General features: G+C 62.1%; 16 protein-coding genes. 10 read left to right on the forward strand and 6 right to left on the reverse strand.

Annotated elements, in window-relative coordinates; all coding sequences use genetic code 11:
- Positions 1-28 precede the first annotated feature (28 nt).
- From Q7T10_RS06955 to Q7T10_RS06965, 3 genes are all read right to left on the reverse strand, one after another.
- A complete protein-coding gene (locus Q7T10_RS06955; RefSeq protein ID WP_304747118.1) occupies positions 29-2,668 on the reverse strand; it encodes an EAL domain-containing protein in 2,640 nt (879 codons plus the stop codon).
- Positions 2,668-3,534: a TatD family hydrolase gene (locus tag Q7T10_RS06960; protein ID WP_304747119.1), complete on the reverse strand. Its 867-nt coding sequence runs from the start codon at positions 3,532-3,534 to the stop codon at positions 2,668-2,670. The genes Q7T10_RS06955 and Q7T10_RS06960 overlap by 1 nt, the downstream gene beginning before the upstream one ends.
- An 80-nt stretch (positions 3,535-3,614) precedes the next feature.
- Positions 3,615-7,499, reverse strand: coding sequence for a DNA methyltransferase (locus tag Q7T10_RS06965; RefSeq protein ID WP_304747121.1), 3,885 nt, complete (start codon positions 7,497-7,499; stop codon positions 3,615-3,617).
- A 161-nt stretch (positions 7,500-7,660) separates the two neighbouring features.
- Here Q7T10_RS06965 and Q7T10_RS06970 point away from each other — a divergent pair, with 161 nt between their 5' ends.
- The 5 genes from Q7T10_RS06970 to Q7T10_RS06990 all read left to right on the forward strand — a co-directional run bounded on the left by Q7T10_RS06970 (position 7,661) and on the right by Q7T10_RS06990 (position 12,042).
- Entirely contained in the window at positions 7,661-7,807 is a 147-nt protein-coding gene (locus Q7T10_RS06970) for a hypothetical protein (RefSeq protein WP_304747122.1), read from the forward strand.
- 160 nt (positions 7,808-7,967) lie between these two features.
- Entirely contained in the window at positions 7,968-8,876 is a 909-nt protein-coding gene (locus Q7T10_RS06975) for a S1C family serine protease (RefSeq protein ID WP_304747123.1), read from the forward strand.
- Positions 8,877-8,924: 48 nt separating this feature from the next.
- Positions 8,925-9,932 (forward strand): MoxR family ATPase, encoded by a 1,008-nt coding sequence (locus Q7T10_RS06980; RefSeq protein WP_304747124.1) that lies wholly within the window; start codon positions 8,925-8,927, stop codon positions 9,930-9,932.
- Positions 9,933-9,966: 34 nt separating this feature from the next.
- Positions 9,967-10,938 carry a DUF58 domain-containing protein gene (locus tag Q7T10_RS06985; RefSeq protein WP_304747126.1) on the forward strand — a complete coding sequence of 324 codons (972 nt, stop codon included), beginning with the start codon at positions 9,967-9,969 and terminating at the stop codon, positions 10,936-10,938.
- 60 nt (positions 10,939-10,998) lie between these two features.
- Positions 10,999-12,042 carry a VWA domain-containing protein gene (locus Q7T10_RS06990; protein ID WP_304747162.1) on the forward strand — a complete coding sequence of 348 codons (1,044 nt, stop codon included), beginning with the start codon at positions 10,999-11,001 and terminating at the stop codon, positions 12,040-12,042.
- Here Q7T10_RS06990 and lolD read toward each other — a convergent pair.
- Together lolD and Q7T10_RS07000 are read right to left on the reverse strand one after the other, a co-directional pair.
- On the reverse strand, positions 12,026-12,805 hold the full coding sequence (gene lolD, locus Q7T10_RS06995) for a lipoprotein-releasing ABC transporter ATP-binding protein LolD (protein ID WP_370653740.1): 780 nt from the start codon (positions 12,803-12,805) through the stop codon (positions 12,026-12,028). The genes Q7T10_RS06990 and lolD overlap by 17 nt on opposite strands.
- Positions 12,798-14,054 (reverse strand): lipoprotein-releasing ABC transporter permease subunit, encoded by a 1,257-nt coding sequence (locus tag Q7T10_RS07000; RefSeq protein WP_304747127.1) that lies wholly within the window; start codon positions 14,052-14,054, stop codon positions 12,798-12,800. Before Q7T10_RS07000 ends, lolD begins: the two co-directional genes overlap by 8 nt.
- A gap of 99 nt (positions 14,055-14,153) precedes the next feature.
- Between Q7T10_RS07000 and Q7T10_RS07005 the strand changes: the two genes are divergently transcribed.
- The 3 genes from Q7T10_RS07005 (at position 14,154) to Q7T10_RS07015 (ending at position 17,519) form a co-directional block, all read left to right on the forward strand.
- Entirely contained in the window at positions 14,154-15,092 is a 939-nt protein-coding gene (locus tag Q7T10_RS07005) for a phosphoglycerate mutase (protein ID WP_304747128.1), read from the forward strand.
- Positions 15,089-16,813: a single-stranded-DNA-specific exonuclease RecJ gene (gene recJ / locus Q7T10_RS07010; RefSeq protein ID WP_304747130.1), complete on the forward strand. Its 1,725-nt coding sequence runs from the start codon at positions 15,089-15,091 to the stop codon at positions 16,811-16,813. Before Q7T10_RS07005 ends, recJ begins: the two co-directional genes overlap by 4 nt.
- 67 nt (positions 16,814-16,880) lie before the next feature.
- A complete protein-coding gene (locus Q7T10_RS07015) occupies positions 16,881-17,519 on the forward strand; it encodes a rhodanese-like domain-containing protein (protein ID WP_304747131.1) in 639 nt (212 codons plus the stop codon).
- Here Q7T10_RS07015 and Q7T10_RS07020 read toward each other — a convergent pair.
- Positions 17,516-18,196, reverse strand: coding sequence for a DUF599 domain-containing protein (locus tag Q7T10_RS07020; RefSeq protein WP_304747132.1), 681 nt, complete (start codon positions 18,194-18,196; stop codon positions 17,516-17,518). The genes Q7T10_RS07015 and Q7T10_RS07020 overlap by 4 nt on opposite strands.
- A 125-nt stretch (positions 18,197-18,321) precedes the next feature.
- Here Q7T10_RS07020 and Q7T10_RS07025 point away from each other — a divergent pair, with 125 nt between their 5' ends.
- Both Q7T10_RS07025 and Q7T10_RS07030 read left to right on the forward strand, forming a co-directional pair.
- Entirely contained in the window at positions 18,322-19,221 is a 900-nt protein-coding gene (locus tag Q7T10_RS07025) for a 3',5'-nucleoside bisphosphate phosphatase (RefSeq protein WP_304747134.1), read from the forward strand.
- A 6-nt stretch (positions 19,222-19,227) separates the two neighbouring features.
- On the forward strand, positions 19,228-20,142 hold the full coding sequence (locus Q7T10_RS07030) for a DMT family transporter (RefSeq protein WP_304747135.1): 915 nt from the start codon (positions 19,228-19,230) through the stop codon (positions 20,140-20,142).
- Positions 20,143-20,157 lie beyond the last annotated feature (15 nt).

Raw genomic sequence — 20,157 nt, forward strand, 5'->3', positions numbered from 1 at the left:
GACAACTCAACAATACTCCCAGCCGGGATCAAACCCGCTGCGCAAACGCCTCAAAGCCCTCTATCGGCAGCGGTCGGCTGAAGAAATAGCCCTGATACGCATGGCAGCCGGAACTGGCCAGGAAGTCCCGTTGCGCTGCGCTTTCAACGCCTTCTGCAATGACCCCTAAACCAAGGCTCTGGGCGAGCGCAATGATGGTTTTGGCAATGGCGGCATCATTCGGATCGCTAAGCACGTCGCGCACAAAAGACTGGTCAATCTTCAACTGATCCAGCGGCAGGCGCTTCAGGTACGACAGCGAGGAATAGCCAGTGCCAAAGTCATCGAGAGAAAAGCCCACGCCCTTGGCCTTCAGCGCAAACATTTTCTCGATAATTTCCTCAACGTTCGAGACCAGCAGGCTCTCGGTGAGCTCCAGCTTCAGCCGCTGCGGGTTCGCACCGGTCTTGTGGAGTACCGTTAGCACCAGCTCCACAAAGTCGGCTTGTCGGAACTGGTGGGCGCTGACATTCACCGCAACGGTGAGATGGGCCATCTCGGGTTGGGTGGCCCATACAGCCAATTGAGTGCAGGCGGTTTCCAGTACCCAGTGGCCCAAAGGCAAAATCAGTCCGGTTTCTTCGGCCAGGGGAATGAAGTCGGCCGGCGACACCATGCCGCGCTGGGGATGCTGCCAGCGCAGCAGGACTTCGGCTCCCGTCAGACGGCTATCACCTACGACCTGAGCCTGGTAGTGAAGCAAAAACTGCTGCGCGTGAACCGCCTCGCGCAGATCCTTTTCCAGAGCGGCCCGTTCTACGACCACCGTCTCCATGTCCGGATCAAAGAAACGCAAGGCATTGCGCCCCGCATCCTTTGATCTGTACATGGCGAGGTCGGCCTGTTTTAACAGCACCTCAATCTCAATCGGCTGGCCACTGAACAAGGTCACTCCGACACTCGGCGTGATGCGGTACGCGACATCCTTGAGTGGATAGATTTGGTTGAACGTGGCGAGAATTTTCTCGCCAACGGCTTCGGCCTGGGTAGCGGCATCCCGCTCGCTCCTGCCAAGGCTGGCCAGCATCACCACGAATTCATCACCCCCCAGTCGTGCCACGGTATCTTCCGTTCGAACACAGGTGATCAGACGCTGGGCGACCTGCTTCAGCAGCAGGTCCCCCATGTCACGACCGAGTGTGTCGTTGAGCATTTTGAATCTATCGAGGTCAATGAGCAGCAGCGCACCATAACTGCCGTTACGCGAACTGCTGGTCACGGCCTGTCGCAGGCGATCCAGCAGAAGAGTCCGATTGGGCAGGCCCGTCAGCGGATCAAAAAAGGCCAACTCATTGATCTTTTCTTCCGCCTGTTTGCGCTCGGTAATGTCCTCCGCTGAGGAAAGTGTTCCCACTACAGCGCCCGATTCATTTCGCAGCAGGGTATTGTTCCAGGCCAGGATCAGCTCCTCACCACTTGCAGTAACGATGCGGTTCTCGTAACGTTCCAGAAGTTTCTCTTCGCCGGACATCAGTCCATTGAACACCTGGCGAACCGTACTCTGTTCGTCTTTCGGCAGGAAGCCTGCGAACCAGTCCGCGCCAAGCAATTCGCCTTCTGGCTTGCCAAGAAGTTGCGCCCCTTTCTTGTTGATCATTGCGATCCTGCCACTGCTGTCAAGCGCCATCAGCATGACGCCGGCAATGTCCAGGTATCGTTGTGCCACATCGCGTTCGCTGGCCAGTTCAGCAGTTCGTTCAAGCACCTTGGCTTGCGCCGCCACAAGGTGGCGCACCTTCACCTTGACCTGCCAACGCAGCACGGCTGCTGCAATGACCAGCAACACCACCAGGGCGCACAGCACGCCCAGCGCCTGCCAGACTCCAGGCGGCACCAGTGTTGTCGGGCCCTCACCGCGCCATTTTTTCAGAATCTTGAAGTACTCGGACTCCGGGTCCTGCTGCCACGCAGCCAGCTGTCGGTCAATCGCCGTCAGCAAGTCCGGGTTGCGGCCCTCTGCGGTGGCATAGAACAGCCGGGAGGGCTGAAACATGATGGGTGTTTCAACCAGCTTGTAGCGGGGCGCATTGAAATCACCAAAGCGATTGTTGGCGATGGCTGCGTCGGCCTCGCCGGACGAGACCAGTGCAAACACGTCATTGAGGGTCTTGGCCGGGACCATTTCCACCTTGAGTCCGAAGCCAGCCACCATCCCGCCAAAAAACTCTTCCTGAATACTGCCGCCGAGCACTGCAATCCGCTTGCCATTGAGGTCAAACGTGGAGGCCATCGGCACCGCTGCACGACTGTAAATCTGCGACCAGCTATACAGCGATGGCACCTGGTGAAAGTCAAAAACCTGATCACGCGGCCCGGAATAGGCCACATCGGGCATCAGGTCGATCTTCCCGGCTTTCAGCGCATCCAGACACTCCTGCCAGGTGCACGGCACATACTCAAGCGTCCAGTCTTCCCTGGCCGCAATGCTATTCAGGACATCAATCAGGATTCCCGCAGGCTTTCCTGCCGAGTTGGTGAAAATCTTGGGCTCGTTGGGATAGACGCCCACCCGTACTTCCCGCGCCTGGACCACGTCAACACTGCCGAGCCCGACACAACAAACCACGCCAGATAGCCAGATCAGGCGGCGTAATCTCAAAGCGAGTGACTTCAAGGCAAGATTCTTCATCATTCGGGCGTCGGCACCAGGGTGCACAAACGCGGCAGGGCGGCGAGCGCGTTGCGCGTGGTCGCCAGGGCCAAATCGCCGGGGGTCATGCCGCGCAAGACCGCCAGTTCGGCCCCCATGCGGGGCAATTCGCCGGGCTCGTTGCGCCCCTGCGGCTCGCCGGCCGTGCGCTGCTCCGCCGTTTTGTACAACCAGTGCGGCGGCATGTCGGGCGCATCGGTCTCCATCACGATGGCGTCCAGCGGCAGGCTGGCGGCCAGCCGGCGCAGCTGCAAGGCGCGCTCATAGGTCAGGGCGCCGCCAAAGCCGAGCTTGAAGCCCAGCGCGATGAACGCCTGCGCCTGCTGCGCGCTGCCGCTGAAGGCATGGGCAATGCCGTGCCACGCGGTGCCGGTCGCCCTGCCACAAGCCACGGTGCGCAGGCCCTTGAGCAGCCGATCCGCTGCGCGGCGCCCATGCAGGAGCACCGGCAACCCATGCTGGCGCGCCAGCTTGAGTTGTTCCAGGTAAAAGTATTCCTGGCGCTCACGCAGGGGGCTGGTCGTTAATTCCGGTACGAAATAGTCCAGGCCAATTTCCCCAACGGCCACCAATCGTGCGTCATCACGGTAACGCGTCAGGTATGCGTCCAGCGTCGCGAGATCCGTGTCCTGCGCCTTCGCGACGTACAAGGGGTGAATGCCCAGCGCGTAGCTGTCATTGCCTGCGTGCGCCAGCTGACGCACTGCGTCGAAGTTGGCGACCTCAACCGCTGGCAGCACGCAATGCGCTACGTTATTCGTAGCTGCTCGGGCCCGCACCGCCTGGGCGTCAGGCCCAAACTCTGCTGCATCCAGGTGGCAATGGGTGTCGATCCAGTAGGTCATGCAATGAACTTGCGCCAGCAAACGTCAAAAATTTAAACGTTTTAGGCCTCTAGCCCTCGTTGTATATGCGTCAGTAGCTATTAATTTAGTAGTGTCAGATACTCGGCGCGCTTAGCGCCCATCACGTTGAAGCTGCGCAGCAAATGGGCCAGTTCGGCATCGGTGATGCCGTAGAGCCTGGCGACTGCCTTGTCGTTTTGGGCGCGCAGCGTATCTTGGGCTTTGGCGGTTTGCGGCAGGTCTTGCGGCTGCACGTCAAACAGCGGGGCCAGTTCGGCGAAGTCGTCCCAGCTGGCGACCAGACTCAGCAACAAGGCGTTTTTGGCGAGCTGGGCGTAGTCGGGGTTGGCGCGAATTTCGTCGTCGGTCGGCTGCGGCAGGGGCAAGCGGTAGAGGTAGGTTTTATTAACGTTGATTTGAATCATCTGCCGGGCAATCCAGTCCACCGGCACGCTGTTGAACCACGCCAGGGCAAACAGCAGGCGCAGCGGGGACACCGCTTGCACCTTGACCTGCCCTTCTGAATTGAGCACATAGTTTTTGGGCGTATTGGCAAACATCGAATTCCCGGAGCCGCAATGCTTGGGAAATAGCGCAAAAATTATGGTGCGCTCGTTTGTATCGCTGGCAACCGTGCGAAATCCCAGGCGCACGAACTCGCGGTCATAGCGCACGGCGCTGGCGTGCTGCGCGACTTCAGACTTGGGCACACCCAGGTCTTGCGCCATGCGGTGCAACTCCTTGCTTTTCAGCCGTTCGTCAAACGCTTTTGCGTCAAGCCAATACTGCGCTGTATCGAACTTATGGCTGTATTGCCAGATCATCTTGCCTTCAAACAGCGGCAACAGGCCCGGGGCCTCTTTTTCAAGAAAAAGATCTTTGTCATCCGTCATGTGCAACTCACGCCGGAAATCCAGCCACTCCGGCGAGAGCGCAGCAAAGGCGTCGTAACACTTTTCCAGAATGACCAAGTCGGCGCGGTCGCGTAGCTCCATCAACGCCCAATGCTCGGGCGAGAGGGCCTTGAGGGTTTCCAACGGATAGGGAACATGGCGTTCAGCGTTCAGCAATTCGGCGGGATCGAGCACATAAAAGGCGGTGTCGATCACCTGGTCATGTACTGACACAGGCGCGCGGTTGACCAGCTGCATCAGTGCGAATTTGTAGCTGCTGTGAACATCTTTGAAAATGCCGTTCCTATTTTCAAAGCTCCAAAAAAATGTCATCTGGCAGTGCGTAAAAATATGCTTGCGCAAGACGGTGGAACCCTCTTCAAACATCAGCGCACTCGGTAACACGTAATTCAGGCTACCGCCTGCGGCCAGCAAACCCAAATTGCGCTCGACAAACAGGCGGAACAAATTGCCGTCGCCCGCGCCTTTGTTGAGCGGCGAAGCCGCGGTGTAGTAGTCATCCGCGACTTCCATCTCGCGTTTGGCGATGGCGTAGGCCGCCGCAATGTGCGGACTCTCCAGCAGCCTGTGTTGCACCGCCGCTTTTTCGGAATTTTTCAGGCTGCGGTAGTTGCTGTGGTACTGCGGAAAGAAGTCGGTATCCGAAAACTTGGTTTTGTCCCACGGCGGGTTGCCGACGATGATGTCAAAACCCTTTTTGCCCCCGGCAAAGGCCTCCGGGAACGCCACTTCAAAATGGAAAAAGTGGTACTTGGCGGCATAGGTTTCCACCTGTTTGAGGGCGGTGCTTTTAGCCCGGCTTTCGTCAAACAACTGGCTGATGATGTCGGGCGTTTTCTTCAACGCCTCCCAGGCCTTGGCATCGCCCTCGGCCAGCATGGCGCGCCCGGTGCAAATAAAGCTCAGGGCGCGGGACAGTAAATTGAGCTTGGGGGCAATGGCGTTTTTCCAGAGCGCCTTGGACTGTTCCACCTCTTCGGCGGTGGTGTCGCGCATGGCATCCAGCTGATGCATCACAGTGCGCAGGTCATCAAAACGGGCGCCGAGGTTCTCAACGAACAGGTCGTTTTGCTGGACTTCCACCGCGTTGTACTGGATGAAGTCCTGCACGCTGGCCCCCATGAGGGAGTTGCCGTGCTGCACATGGTGCTCAATGAACGACAGCGGCGTGCCAAAGATGAAGCTGTCCATCCACAAGGACAGGCGCGCCAGCTCGACGGCAAACGGGTTCAGGTCCACCCCAAAGATGCAGCGCTTGAGCAGGGCACGCTTGAGAATTTGCGCGTCCTCCGGCACGTAGTCCAGGTTCAAGAAGCGCAGTTGCTCGGTGATCTTGGCGCTTTCCTCCGCCACCAGTTGCTGCAGGTCGGCATCGGTGTCCAGCCGCGCCAGCGCCAGATCGGTCAGGTAGCCCAGCGCCTCCACCAGAAAATGGCCGCTGCCGCAGGCGTTGTCCAGGATTTTGAGGTCCATGAACGTTTTGCCGTTGGCTATACCGTTGCCGTTTTCTCTGGCCGCCGCCGCTGCAATGGCGTGGTCGATGCTGGCTTTGACCAGCGGCTGCGACAACACCGGTTCGGTGTAGTAGCTGGCGGTGGTCTTGCGTGAGTTGCTGGCGCTCTTGAGGAACACCTCGCCTTTTTTAACGCTGACTTCACGCCAGGCCCGAAAACCTTTTTCTTTGCGGATGTTGGCCTGGTCGTAGGCGTCAAAGTAGGCCTCGACGGTTTTGCCCTTGGTAGCGCTGCTCTCAAATTCCAGGTAAACCGCGTTCTCGGTGGCGCGCTCAAAGCGAAACTCCAGCAAGCCCTCGTAGATGCGGCCCAGATGGGTGACGCTCATGTTTTTGAAATCGCGCCGCGTCTCGAACAAGGTGTTGCCGCGGTTCGTCTTAAAGAGCAGTTTTTCCAGCAACTGGCGCAGCGCGGCGTTGTCAAAGATTTTGGGCTTGAGCAACAGCGGGGCGCGCGCCGGGTCGAACAGGCCGCCGTTGAAAAGGGGAATGTCGATGTCTTCCGCCCCCTCGTCGAGCATCTCGAACAGTTGCTTGAGGGCGTACACGCCGTCGTGGAGCTTGTCGCGTGCACTGGACTGTCCATTCGACGCTTGCCGCAGGGTTTGAAAAATATGGGCCAGGCTGTAGCGCTGGTAGAACGGGTGCCGGTTCAGCAGGGCAAAGTTTTTGTCCTCAAAGTACACCACGAACAGCAGACGAAACAGCAGCACCACGCTGTTTTCATAGACGCTGGCGAGGCTGGCTTTGGGGTTGGCTTTTTGGATCGCCCGGCCCATGATTTCGAACAGCGAATCCTCCCCTGCGTAACCGTAGATCACGGCCTTGAGGTTTTCCTCAACCGCTAATGTGAAGTCGGCGGACGCCGCAATGGCCTGCTCGATGGCGCTGACCTGGGCGCCCTCGCTGGGGCGAACATAGGTGTCGCGGCCAAAGAAAAAGGCAAACAAGGCCAGACCCTGCGCCTTTTTATCGGCGTCCTCCACGGCCCACAGGCGCTGCAGATCGAACTCGATGAAGGTTTTTTTGGCGGTGATTTTGTCGGTGTCATACACCCGCCAAATGCGGCCATTGGTCAAGAAGCCGAAGCGCACCCGCAGCGTGCTGAGGTAGTCCTGCAGCTGATGGTGCGGGTTATCTTTGCGATCAGCCTTGCCGGTGTCTAGCGTTTTGTCCCAGGCTTTGGATTCACAAATGGCGGTGATGAGGGTGTGGTCTTTTCTGGCGATCAGCCCATTTTCTTGCTCTGAATGCAACACCAAACAGTAGTCAGGCTTGGCAAATTTGCCCTGTACGGTGAGGCCGACCTGGTAGGCTTTGGACCAGCCTAACTGAGCCAGCAAGGGGGCAATAAATTTTTCTTCCAGTTGCGCCTCGTTCCGGGCGGCTAGGGTGACGGCATCGAAATGCTCTTTCAGCCAGGCTTGCAGGTCGTAAGGCAGCGGCTTTGCCAGTAACTCGCCCGCCTTTTGGGCAATAAAGCCGTCATCAAGCAGGGTATTGGTCAGCCAGTGCTGGGGAAATAGGTCTTGCGTCATGAGGTACGTGTAAGGAATCGGGGAGTCCCGCAGAACTGCTGGAAAATTCAACTATCTCAGGCCAAGTATCGCACCCTGGGTCACGTTGCCGAGCGCCGTTTCGTCATATTCGAGAGGCGGAAGTTCCCGCCCCGATTGGCGCCGCGGCCATCTCGTTCTTGATGTCGTTCGAGGACTTCAACATCGCGCTGATGCTGGGGGGCTCAGATACGCCGCTCACGGCGATGATGTACGCCGGCATGCGCGAGGGCGCCACACGCTTCCTCAATACGGCGCGCCTGATTTTGATGATGGCCTCGGCCCTGTAGACCCTGACGCTGCTGCGCCGTGCGGCAGAGTCCGGCGCAACAAGCTGATCACACACACCCCGCCCCGGCGTTGCGCCTGGCTCGTGCACAAATCAATGAAGCGTGCTACCGTTCAGCCGGCGTTTCAAATGTCGTTACGGACAAGGCAACAGGTGAACGGATGCGCAAGCAAGCCCTTTACAGCAGTTCCAGCAAGGCCTCTGCGGCGCCCGGCGCGCCTGAGGCGCTGCCAGAGCCGCCTGCGCCAGCTCGCAGGCCTTTGCCGGCCGCCCTGAAACAACTCGATTTCACCGACCCGCGCTGGCTCTGGTCGGCCATTGTGTTGCTGGCGCTCGCACTCCTCGTCAGCATCGCTGTCGGGCTGCACCAAAGGCCACGCCAGCTCACGCAAAAAGACGTCAATGCCGCGGTGCTCAAGACGCTGGAGACCACGGTCCTGCCATCGGCGGCATCCCGCGCTTATGAGGTCATCCGGCCGTCAGTGGTGCGCGTGATGGGGTTCGTCAAAAGCAAGGATGGCAAGGAGGACCTCGAGCACGGCGTTGGCACCGGCGTGGTGATCGTGGACAAGGGCGTGATCCTCACCAACCTGCATGTCGTCCACGGAGCCCAGACCATCAAGCTGGTGTTTTTCGATGGACTGGAATCGTCTGCTTCGGTCATCGGCGTCCAGCCTGAGAACGACCTGGCGGTGCTGCAGGCGCACAAGATCCCGGACGACCTGGTGGCTGCCACCATGCGCTCGACCGCCGACCTGCAGCCCGGCGACGAAGTGCTGACCGTCGGTTTCCCGTTTGGCATCGGACCATCCGCCTCGGCCGGCGTGGTGTCGGGCCTCAAGCGGACGTTTCGCTCGCCCGAGGGCCAGCATGAGATCGGCAACCTGATCCAGTTTGATGCAGCGGCCAACCCCGGCAACTCGGGCGGGCCCCTGGTCACCATGGACGGCGAGTTGGTGGGCATCGTGACCGCCATCCTCAATCCATCAAAACAGCGCACCTTTATTGGCATCGGCTTTGCGGTGCCGATCGAAAACGCCGCCGTGGCGGCCGGCATGCCGCCCTTCTGAGCCAGCCATCCCACAGCAACAGCGAACCGCCAGAACAGGAAACTGCATATGACTGAAGCTACTTCCCCAAACGCCGACACGGCCCAGTTGATGGAGCAAATCCTGTACGAGGTCAAACGCGTCGTTGTCGGTCAGGACCGCTTCCTGGAGCGGGTGATGGTGGCCATGCTGGCGCAGGGCCACTTGCTGGTCGAGGGCGTACCCGGCCTAGCCAAAACACTGACGATCAAGACCCTGGCCAGCACCGTGCACGGCCACTTCAAGCGCATCCAGTTCACGCCCGACCTGGTGCCCGCCGATCTGGTCGGCACCCGCATCTATAACCAGAAAACCGGCGAGTTCAGTACCTCGCTGGGCCCGGTCTTCACCAACCTCCTGCTGGCCGACGAGATCAACCGCGCGCCGGCCAAGGTGCAAAGTGCCCTGCTGGAGGTGATGCAGGAGCGCCAGGTCACGATTGCCGGCGAAACCCACCGGGTGCCCGAGCCCTTCCTGGTGATGGCAACGCAAAACCCGATCGAAACCGAGGGCACCTACCCATTGCCCGAGGCCCAGGTAGACCGGTTCATGATGAAAGTGCTGGTGGACTACCCGACCGAGGCGGAAGAATTCGTCATCGTGCAGCGTGTCACCGGTCCGCCCGTCGCAGTCGCCGCCGTGGCCACGACGCAGCAACTGGCCGCGTTGCAGCAGGAGTGCCGGAGAGTGTATGCAGACCCCTCGCTGATCCAGCACGCGGTGCGCCTGGTTGCAGCCACCCGCACGCCCGACCAGCACGGCCTGAAAGATCTGTCGCGCTTCCTCACTTTTGGCGCCAGCCCGCGCGCGACCATCAACCTGGTGGAAGGCGCCCGGGCGCTGGCCATGCTGCGCGGACGCACCTACGTGCTGCCCGAAGACATGAGCGATCTGGTGCCCGACGTGCTGCGCCACCGGCTGGTGCTCTCGTACGAGGCGCTGTCCGAGGGGATGACGGCAGACGCCATCACCGCCCGCATCATGGCCAAGGTGCCCGCACCTCCCCGGCCGCTGGAACACGACCGGCTCGCAGCCTGAGCCGCCAAGCTTCTGATTCGCGGGCAGCACGACCATGTTGAACATCTTCAGACGCACGCGCCACGCCGCGCCCGCCCAGGCCGCGGTGGCTGCTGCAGACCCGACCGCAGAACAGGTGCTGCGCCGTCTGGAGTGGACCGTCATTCGCCGTCTTGACGGCCTGCTGCAAGGCGACTACCGCACGCTGCTGCGCGGCACCGGCATGGACCTGGCCGACCTGCGCGAGTACCAGCACCATGATGATGTGCGCCACATCGACTGGAATGTGACCGCGCGGCAGAACGTGCCCCATGTGCGCGTGTTCACCGAAGACCGCGAGATGGCGGCCTGGTTCCTGCTGGACCTGAGCCCCTCGGTTGACTTCGGCTCGGGTGCCCAGCGCATGAGCCAGGTCTCGGCCGAATTTGTGGCGGTGCTGGCCCGGCTGCTCACGCGCCAGGGCAACCGGGTGGGCGCACTGCTGTATGGCGTTGGCGTGGACACGGTCTTGCCGGCCCGCGCCGGCCGCCTGCATGTGCTGCACCTGTTGCATGCCCTGCAGACCCGGCCCGTGCCAACGCAAACCGGCAGCACCAAGCTGCACGAGCTGCTGCAGTCCGCCGCCATGGCGGTGCGCCGGCGTTCGTCGATTTTTGTGGTGTCGGATTTCATCAGTGAGCCGGGCTGGGAAAAACCCCTGGCCCAGCTGGCGCGCCGCCATGAAGTGGTGGCGGTGCGCCTGCTCGATCCGATGGCGCTTGAGCTGCCTGATCTGGGGTTGATCCCGATGCGCGACGCCGAGACCGGCGAGCAGCTGTTGGTCGACACGGCCGACGCCGAGTTTCGCCAGCGTTTCGCACGTCTGGCGACACAGCGGGAGGCGCAACTGCGCCAATCGCTGGCGCGGGCCGGCGTGGACACGCTGGAGCTGTCCACCGACGGCGACCTGGTGAACACCATCGTGCGTTTCACGGACCTGCGCAAGCGCCGCAGCAAGCTGCCCGCCCACCTCAAGGTGGTGGCCTGAGCCGACGGGCGCACAAACGCCAGAGGTGATGCTTTCATGACACTTGCGACGAACTTCCCGATGACTTTTCTCTGGCCCCAATTCCTGTGGCTGTTGCTGGCCTTGCCACTGCTGGTGGCCGTCTATGTCTGGCTGCTGCGACGCAAGAAAAAGCTCGCGCTGCGCTATGCCAGCCTGTCGATCGTCAAGGAAGCACTGGGACCCGGCCGTGGCCTGCGGCGCCACGTTCCGCCCGTGCTGTTTCTCCTGGCGCTGGCGGCCATGTTGCTGGCAGCAGCGCGGCCGTATGCCGTGGTCACCCTGCCCATGACGCAGGAGACCATCATGCTGGCCATGGACGTATCGGGCAGCATGCGTGCCACCGATGTGCAGCCCAACCGCCTGGTCGCGGCGCAAAATGCGGCCAAGGCATTTCTGGCCCAGTTGCCGCGCCAGATTCGGGTCGGCATTGTGGCGTTTGCCGGGTCGGCCCAAGTGGTGCAGGTGCCAACCGTCAACCGAGAGGATCTGGTTTCGGCGATCGACCGCTTCCAGTTGCAGCGCGGCACGGCCATCGGCAATGGCATCGTGATGTCGCTGGCCACGATCTTTCCGGATGCCGGCATCGACCTCAATACCATGGGTAGCGAGCGTGAGCGTGCGCGCGGCATCGCCATCGACCAGGCACCCAAAGAATCGTCCAAGGAATTTGTGCCTGTAGCCCCCGGATCTTATGGCTCCGCTGCTATCATTTTGCTAACAGATGGGCAGCGCACCACGGGCGTTGATTCGCTCGAAGCCGCCAGGCTGGCGGCTGACCGGGGGGTGCGCGTGTACACCGTGGGCATTGGCACCGTGGACGGTGAAACCATCGGGTTCGAAGGCTGGTCCATGCGCGTGCGCCTGGACGAGGAGACGCTCAAGCGCATCGCCACCACAACGCAGGCAGAGTACTTCTATGCCGGCAGTGCCGAATCGCTGAAGAAGGTCTATGAAAAACTCAGCGCTCGTCTGACGGTGGAAAAAAAGGAAACAGAAATCTCGGCTTTGCTGGCGCTCGTCGCCGCCGTGCTGGCCATCGCATCCGCGGGCCTGTCACTGCTCTGGTTCAACCGGATTCTGTAAGGCGCCCTGCCACCAGCTGCAATCGCCGCTGGCAACGCGCAGCAAGGCTCTCATCATGGCTGACCAGAATGAATGCCGTGCCCTGGGTGCGCGCCAGTTCCAGCATCAACTCAAACACACCATTGGCGGTGCTGCGGTCCAGATTGCCCGTGGGTTCATCAGCGAGTACGCAGGCCGGTTTCGTCACCAGGGCGCGGGCAATCGCGACGCGCTGACGCTCACCGCCGGACAGTTCGGCCGGGCGATGGTGCAGCCTGTCTTGCAGGCCGACCCTTGCCAGCATTTCAGTAGCGGCCTGCGCACATTCCGCGGGTGCCAGGCGCCGAATTCGCAAAGGCATGGCGACGTTGTCGAGGGCGCTGAATTCGGGCAGCAGGTGGTGGAACTGGTAGACAAAACCGAGGTACTGGTTGCGCAGGCGCCCCTGCGCAGCGGCGCTCTGGTGCGCCAGGTCCTGCCCATTCAGGTAGACCTCACCACTGGTGGGCGCGTCCAGGCCGCCCAGCAGGTGCAGCAGCGTGCTCTTGCCCGAGCCGGACGCGCCGACAATGGCCAGCGTCTCGCCGGCGCGAACATCCAGATCGACCCCTTGCAGCACCGTCACATCGAGGCGGCCCTCGGTGAATCGCTTGGTCAGGCCACGGGCGCTCAACACCACTTCGCCAGAGGCAAGCGGCGGCAACGGGTCATGCCAACCGGCCACCTGCCGGTACTGCGCAGCGGCCAGGGCCGGTGGAATGGGCGTGGCGATCAGATCACTCATAACGCAGGGCCTCCGCCGGGTTCACCCGGCTGGCGCGCCAGCTGGGGTAGAGGGTGGCCAGAAAGGCCAGGACCAGCGAAATGATGGCAATGGGCATGATGTCGGCTTGCTGCGGATCGCTGGGCATCCGGCTGATGAGGTAGATGTCTTTGGGCAAGAAGCTGGCATGGAACAGCTGTTCCAGCGCGGGCACGATGACATCAATGTTGAAAGCCACCGCCAGGCCCAGGGCCAGACCGGCGAACGTGCCGATCACGCCCACCATGGCACCCTGCACCACAAAAATACCCATGATGCTCTGGGGGCTGGCACCCAGGGTGCGCAGGATCGCAATGTCGGCGCGCTTGTCGGTTACGGTCATCACCAGCGTGCTGACCAGGTTGAAGGCCGCCACGGCCACGATCAGGGTCAGGATGATGAACATCATCCTTTTTTCAACCTGCACGGCAGCAAACCAGGTGCGGTTCTGGCGCGTCCAGTCGCGTATCAGCAACTCGCCCGTCAAAGTCCGCGCCAGCTGGGCTGCGACATCAGGTGCCTGGTGCAGGTCCTTCAGCTTGAGCCGCACACCGGTGGGGCCCTCCAGCCGGAAAATGCGGGCCGCATCATCCATGTGCATCAGCACCAATGCCGAGTCGTATTCAAAATGTCCCGAGTCAAAAGTGCCCATCACCGTCATCTGCTTGAGCCGCGGCACCACCCCGGCGGGCGTGACCTGGCCGCTGGGCGCGACCAGCGTGACCTTGTCGCCTTCACCCACGCCCAGACTGCGGGCCAGTTCGCCACCCAGCACCACGCCGAAGTCACCTGGAATCAGGCGCATCAGGCTGGTGTTCTTGAGTTCGATGGCCAGGTCGGTCACATCGGGTTCGCTGGCGGGATCAATGCCCCGAACCATCGTGCCTTTCATGTCCTCACCCCTCGCCAACAAAGCCTGGGTTGCGATGAAAGGCGCAGCACCCACCACCTGGGAATTGGCACGCACTTCGGCCAGCGTGCGCGCCACGTCAGGCAAGGCGGCGCCATTGGGGGCAAAAATCTCGATGTGCGACACCACGCCCAGCATGCGGTCGCGCACCTCTTTCTGAAAACCGTTCATCACGCTCAGCACGATGATGAGTGCCGCGACGCCCAAGGCAATGCCCAGCATGGAAACGCCCGAGATGAAGGAAATGAAGCCGTTGCGCCGGGTGGCGCGGCCGGCGCGGGTGTACCGCCAGCCAAGGATGAGTTCGTAGGGAATTTGCATCGACCGCCAGGGTTGGAAACAGGCGCCATTGTGGCATCTTGCACTCCGGCGCCGCAGTGCCCCGCCCCTTGACCCAGACATTTCCCGGACAATCGCAGCATGCACCTCCTGATTCCGTTCGCGTTTTGCAGCTCTGAAGGCTGCGCCGCGGCCCTGCCCACACTCAAACTGCCCCACCTGGCGAAGCTGCTGGCCCGCCTCACGCCCCTGCCGCTGGACAAGGGCGATGAGTTCAGTCTGTCTCCACCGCATGAGCGCGCCTTGGCCCGTACTCTGGGCCTGCCAGTGCAAGACGGACTGCTCCCCTGGGCGGCGCTACAGGCATTGAAGAGCCAACCGGCTGACGGCGCCTGGGGCTTCATCACGCCCTGCCACTGGCAAGTGGGCACGAACCACATCGCCATGAGCGGGCTGGAGCTGCCAGACTTCTCCACGCAGGAGTCGCAGACCCTGCTGGCAGCCATGCAGCCCTATTTTGAAGAAGACGGCATCGCCCTGCACTACGACCACCCCACCCGCTGGCTCGCCCGCGGAGACCTGTTTGACGGTCTGGCCACCGCCTCGCTGGACCGCGTCGTGGGGCGCAACGTCGAGAACTGGATGCCGCGCAGCGCCAGTGCCGCCGGCTTGCGACGGCTGCAAAACGAAATGCAGATGCTGCTCTATACCCACCCGGTGAATGACGCGCGTTCTGCGCGCGGTGCGCCACCCGTCAACTCGTTCTGGCTGAGTGGCACTGGCGCCCTGCCCCATCCAATGCCTGAACCCGCTGAGCCGCAGCCGGTCGTGGTCACCCACCTGCGGGAAGCGGCGCTCAATGAAGACTGGGCCGCATGGGTGCAAGCCTGGCAAGCACTGGACGCCACCGATTGCCTGGCGCTGCTCCGTGCGCTGGATCAGGGCGGCAGCGGCCACCAACTCACACTCTGCGGTGAACGCAACGCGCAGACCTTTGACGCCCAGCCACAAACATTTTACAGACGATTTATGAACCTTTTTGGCACCCAGCCCCCGTCAATACTGCTTGAGACGCTATGAAAATAATAGCTAGAGACATCCCGCCGCGCGCCCAGTGGGCCCTGGAACAGGCCGGCATTCATCCCCTGCTGGCCCAGCTCTATGCGGCGCGCGGCGTGCAGGGCACACAGGAGCTGGACGACGGCCTGGCACGCCTCATTCCACCGGGCGAGATGCTGGGCACCAGCGCCGCAGCCGGCCTGTTGGCGGACGCCATTGCCGCGAACAAGAAACTCTGCATCGTGGCCGACTACGACTGCGACGGCGCCACCGCCTGTGCCGTGGGCCTGCGCGGCCTGCGCATGCTGGGCGCCAAATACGTGGACTACATCGTGCCGGACCGGGTGGTGGACGGCTACGGCCTGACGCCCCCGATCTCGCAGCGCGTCAAGGACAGCGGCGCCGACGTGCTGATCACGGTGGACAACGGCATCGCCAGCCTGGCCGGGGTGGCCACGGCCCGGGCGCTAGGCCTGCAGGTTCTGGTGACGGATCACCACCTGCCCGCCAGCATCGATGGCCAGATCGTGCTGCCCGAGGCCGACGTCATCGTCAACCCCAACCAGCCGGACTGTACGTTCGCGAGCAAATCGATCGCCGGGGTCGGCGTGATGTTTTATGTCCTGCTGGCACTGCGCGCCGAGTTGCGCCAGCGCGGCGTGTTTGACGCGCAGACCCAGCCCAAGCTGGACACTTTGCTGCCGCTGGTCGCGCTGGGCACCGTGGCCGACGTGGTCAGGCTCGATGCGAACAACCGCCGCCTGGTCGCGCAGGGGCTCAAACGGGTACGCGCCGGCGCCATGCCGGTCGGGCTGGCCAGCCTGTTCGAAGCCTCCGGGCGCAGCGCACCGGTCGCCACCACCTTCGACTTTGGCTTTGCACTGGGCCCGCGCATCAACGCGGCCGGGCGCCTGTCCGACATGACGCTGGGCATTGAATGCCTGCTGACCGACGATGCAGCGCGTGCGGCAGAGTTGGCCAAGACGCTGGACGGCATCAACCGGGAACGGCGCGAAATTGAAGGCACCATGCGCGAACAGGCATTTGCCATTGCCGAATCCCTGTTTGACGACGAGGAGGAACCGCCACCCGCCATCTGCGTCTTCGACCCCGATTTTCACGAAGGCGTGGTCGGCATTGTGGCCTCGCGCATCAAGGACAAGCTGCACCGCCCCACGTTCGTCTTTGCCGCCAGCGCCGCGCCAGGCAAGGAACACGAACTCAAAGGCTCTGGTCGCTCGATTGCGGGCTTTCACCTGCGCGACGCGCTGGACCTGGTGGCCAAGCGCTACCCCGGCGTGCTGCTGCGTTTTGGCGGCCACGCCATGGCGGCAGGCTGCACCATTGCCGAAGAAAACTTTGACGCTTTCGAGCAGGGGCTGAACGAAGTTGCGCAAGAGTGGCTGGACGCCGCCACCCTCACCCGCCGCCTCGACACCGATGGCCCGCTCAAAGCCGAGTTCCGCCGGGTCGAACTGGTCGATGTGTTGCACAAGGAGGTGTGGGGGCAGGGCTTTGCCCCCCCGACCTTCAGCGAAGAACTGGAAGTGGTGTCGCAACGGCTGGTCGGTGAAAAGCACCTCGCCCTCAAACTCAAGCACCAGGGCCAGCCGGTGGATGGCATCTGGTTTGGCCACACCGAGCCACTGCCGGCACGCGTCAAACTCGCCTTCCGGCTCGATGCCGACGCCTGGAACGGCGTGCGCCGGGTGCGGTTCCTGGTGGAGGCGGCGGAAATATAAGTGTCAGAAGCTCACAACCATGCACCCCCTGAAACGACCTGCTTGCCGCCCCCCGATAACCTTCGGCTTGACGACGCTGCTCTGGCTGGCCTGCGCGCTGCCCGCCATAGGCGCCGACCAGCCCGTGGGCATCACGGCCGAGCTGCCCTACCTGGAGGTGAAACACGAGGGTCGTGTCATCCGCGTTGAGCGAAATCCGGACAACCTCAACATGATCGATCCGGATCTGGCCCTGACCTCTCGGGCCTGCCCCCCTTTCTGCATCCAGCCGGTGGTGATTGCCCCCGGGGTTGAGACGCTGGGCGAACTGGAGGTACTGGACTACATCCAACGCTTCAGTACCGGCGACAAGAGCGTGCTGCTGATCGACTCACGCGAGCCCGAATGGCTGCAGCGCTTCGGCATGATTCCGGGCAGCATCAGCCTGAGCTGGACCCATCTGCACCCGCAACACACCTCGGTCGAAAAAATTGCCGAGACGGTGGAAGACCTTTTTGGCGCCTATCGCGTCGGCCCGCTCTGGAACTTTGCAGATGCCAGGACGCTGGTGCTCTACTGCAACGGCGCCTGGTGCGGCCAGTCTCCCACCAGTATTCGCCAATTGCTGGGCATGGGCTACCCGGCTCACAAGATCAAGTGGTACCGCAGCGGTATCCAGGGCTGGAAGCTGCTTGGGCTGACGACCGTGCAGCCCCGATCGCCTTAGCCCATCAGGTCTGCGTCACTGCGGGGCGCGCGGTCCAGGTGGTACAGGAAAAAGATGAGCAACGCCGTCGCGCCCAGCAGGAACAGCGGACCAAACAGCCAGAACAGCAGCGGCACCGTGAAATAGTAGGCCCGCATGCCAATGCGGTAAAAGACGCCTGCGCGGTTCATTTGCGCCACCACATGGCCAATCTGAATGCGTTCGAGCTCTCGGTCCAGCGGCACGTTGATCGAATAGCCAATGTGATGAAACAGTCGTACCGACATCGAGAAGGCGAAAAATACAAGAAGCAGGTCAAACAGCATCATCAGCAGTTTGAACAGCCACATCTCGGCGCTGACGTGACCCAGAAAATTGAGCGAGTGCCAGGTGCCGGAGAGCTTGTCGCCTTGGGCGCTCAACGTCAGCACACCAATGATCAGCAGGACGGCCGTCGATGCCATGAAACTGGCCGACATGGTGGAGTTGCGCAGGGTCTGCACCGCCAGGATGTCGCGCCGCTCGCGCATCACGCTGGCCACCCAGGCCTCACGGGCCGCCAGCATGACGTCCTGCGCGCTGGACGCCGGGTCACGGCGGGTACGCCAGCGCAAGTAGAGCTGGTAAAAATAAATCGCGGCGGCACTGAGGGCAAAGCTCAGGAGATCGGTGGCGTGAGTAGCAATGAAATCGGGCATGGGGCAATTTTGCCAGTTCGCCAGGGACGGTGGCAAAGCAACGATCCGCCTGCGCCTGACCTTGCCTGGTCAGGGTCGATCGCCCGGCCCAGGCGTCTGCCGGTCACAACGCCTAAAATGCAGGGGTGCCATCCATCCTCAACGCCGACCTCCACTGCCATTCCGTCGTGTCCGACGGCACCCTGACACCCGAAGCGCTGGCCGCACGCGCCAAGGCCAATGGGGTGGAGTTGTGGGCCCTGACCGACCATGACGAAATTGGTGGCCAGCAACGTGCCGCTGCGGCGGCCAGCGCCATCGGCATGCACTACCTTACCGGCGTTGAGATTTCGGTCACCTTCGTCGCGCAAACGGTCCACATCGTGGGCCTGGGGTTTGATCCGGAAAACCCGGCCCTGAAGCTGGGCCTCAACCAGACCCGGGGTGGCCGCGGGCAACGTGCGATGGACATGTCCGACGGCTTGGCCAAGGCGGGCATTCCGGGAGCTTATGACGGCGCCTTGAAATTTGCCGGTAACCACGAACTGATTTCCCGCACCCACTTTGCCCGCTTTCTGGTGGAAAGCGGCGTCTGCCGGGACACCTATGAAGTGTTCCGCAAATACCTGACCGAAGGCAAGCCCGGCTTTGTAGAGCACCGCTGGGCCAGCCTGAAAGACGCCGTGACCTGGATCCGGGAAGCCGGCGGGGTGGCGGTGATTGCGCACCCGGCACGCTACAAGTTCACCAGCAACGAGGAATTCGCGCTGTTCAGCGAATTCAAAAGCCATGGCGGGCAGGGCGTGGAAGTGGTCACCGGCAGCCACACGGCGGCCGAATACATCACCTATGCCGACACTGCCCGCGAATTCGGTCTGGCGGCAAGCCGGGGTAGTGATTTCCACAGCCCGGATGAGAGCCACACGGAACTGGGCACACTCCCCTATCTGCCGGGCAAACTGACGCCGGTCTGGGAACTGCTGGCCGACCGTATCCGGCACGCATCTGTCGAGAGTCCGGGGGCCAGTGCCCCCACGGGCCATTGACGCCCCATGGCCTTCTGGCGCACCCGACAGGGTGCTGGCGTTTTACTCATCGTGCTGGCGGCGCTCGCGTTTGCCGTGCTGGACACCACCACCAAATATGCCGCCACACTGGCACCGGTGCTGATGTTGCTGTGGTTCCGCTATGCGTTTCAGGCGGTGGTGACCTTTGCCCTGCGCTTTCCGGTGCAAAAACTGGCGTTGCTGACGACCCCCAATCCACGCTTTCAGACCCTGCGCGGGGTGCTGCTGCTGACCACCAGCGCCTGCTCATTTTTTGGCTTGCAGCATCTGCCTGTGGGCGAGTTCACTGCGATGGTGATGCTGTCGCCCCTGGTGGCCACCGCGCTGGCGGCCTGGCTGCTGAAAGACCATGTCTCCCCGCGGCGCTGGCTGCTGATGGCGGCGGGATTGGGCGGGGTGCTGCTGGTGATTCGTCCCGGCGGTCAGGTCTTCAGCTGGGCCTTGCTGTTTCCCGTGCTGCTGGTCAGCACCTATGCCTGGTTTCAGGTGCTGACCAGCCGCCTGAGTGGTGAAGAAAACCCGTACACCACCCACTTCTACACCGGACTGGTGGGTACCCTGGTGATGAGCCCCATCGTGGTGTTCAGCTGGGACACGGCGGCTCTGCTGGCACATTGGCCCTGGTTTGTACTCATCGGTTTTCTGGGGACCTTTGGCCACCTGATGTTGATCCGGGCCTACATGCGGGCCTCTGCGCCGGTGCTGACGCCCTACCTCTATACGCAAATCGCGTTTGCAACGCTGGGCGGCTGGCTGGTGTTCAGGCACGTCCCCGACACCCTGGCCTGGCTCGGCATTGCCGTGATTGCTGGCACCGGCATTGGCAATGCCCTGCTCTCCGCCCACGAGGTGGCCGTGCAACGGCGCGCGGTCGTTCGCCAGCCCGCGCCCACGCCTTGATCCAGCCGACCCGAC

The organism is Rhodoferax sp. (genome assembly GCF_030646845.1).
GTDB lineage: Bacteria > Pseudomonadota > Gammaproteobacteria > Burkholderiales > Burkholderiaceae_C > Rhodoferax.

Coding starts and splice junctions, on each gene's coding strand:
- Q7T10_RS06970 (WP_304747122.1), top strand. CDS start 7,661: ATGTCGTTCGAGGACTTCAACATCGCGCTGATGCTGGGGGGCTCAGAT.
- Q7T10_RS06965 (WP_304747121.1), bottom strand. CDS start 7,499: ATGACGCAAGACCTATTTCCCCAGCACTGGCTGACCAATACCCTGCTT.
- Q7T10_RS07000 (WP_304747127.1), bottom strand. CDS start 14,054: ATGCAAATTCCCTACGAACTCATCCTTGGCTGGCGGTACACCCGCGCC.
- Q7T10_RS06980 (WP_304747124.1), top strand. CDS start 8,925: ATGACTGAAGCTACTTCCCCAAACGCCGACACGGCCCAGTTGATGGAG.
- Q7T10_RS06955 (WP_304747118.1), bottom strand. CDS start 2,668: ATGAAGAATCTTGCCTTGAAGTCACTCGCTTTGAGATTACGCCGCCTG.
- Q7T10_RS06960 (WP_304747119.1), bottom strand. CDS start 3,534: ATGACCTACTGGATCGACACCCATTGCCACCTGGATGCAGCAGAGTTT.
- lolD (WP_370653740.1), bottom strand. CDS start 12,805: ATGAGTGATCTGATCGCCACGCCCATTCCACCGGCCCTGGCCGCTGCG.
- Q7T10_RS06985 (WP_304747126.1), top strand. CDS start 9,967: ATGTTGAACATCTTCAGACGCACGCGCCACGCCGCGCCCGCCCAGGCC.
- Q7T10_RS07030 (WP_304747135.1), top strand. CDS start 19,228: ATGGCCTTCTGGCGCACCCGACAGGGTGCTGGCGTTTTACTCATCGTG.
- Q7T10_RS07005 (WP_304747128.1), top strand. CDS start 14,154: ATGCACCTCCTGATTCCGTTCGCGTTTTGCAGCTCTGAAGGCTGCGCC.
- Q7T10_RS07020 (WP_304747132.1), bottom strand. CDS start 18,196: ATGCCCGATTTCATTGCTACTCACGCCACCGATCTCCTGAGCTTTGCC.
- Q7T10_RS06975 (WP_304747123.1), top strand. CDS start 7,968: ATGCGCAAGCAAGCCCTTTACAGCAGTTCCAGCAAGGCCTCTGCGGCG.
- Q7T10_RS06990 (WP_304747162.1), top strand. CDS start 10,999: ATGACTTTTCTCTGGCCCCAATTCCTGTGGCTGTTGCTGGCCTTGCCA.
- recJ (WP_304747130.1), top strand. CDS start 15,089: ATGAAAATAATAGCTAGAGACATCCCGCCGCGCGCCCAGTGGGCCCTG.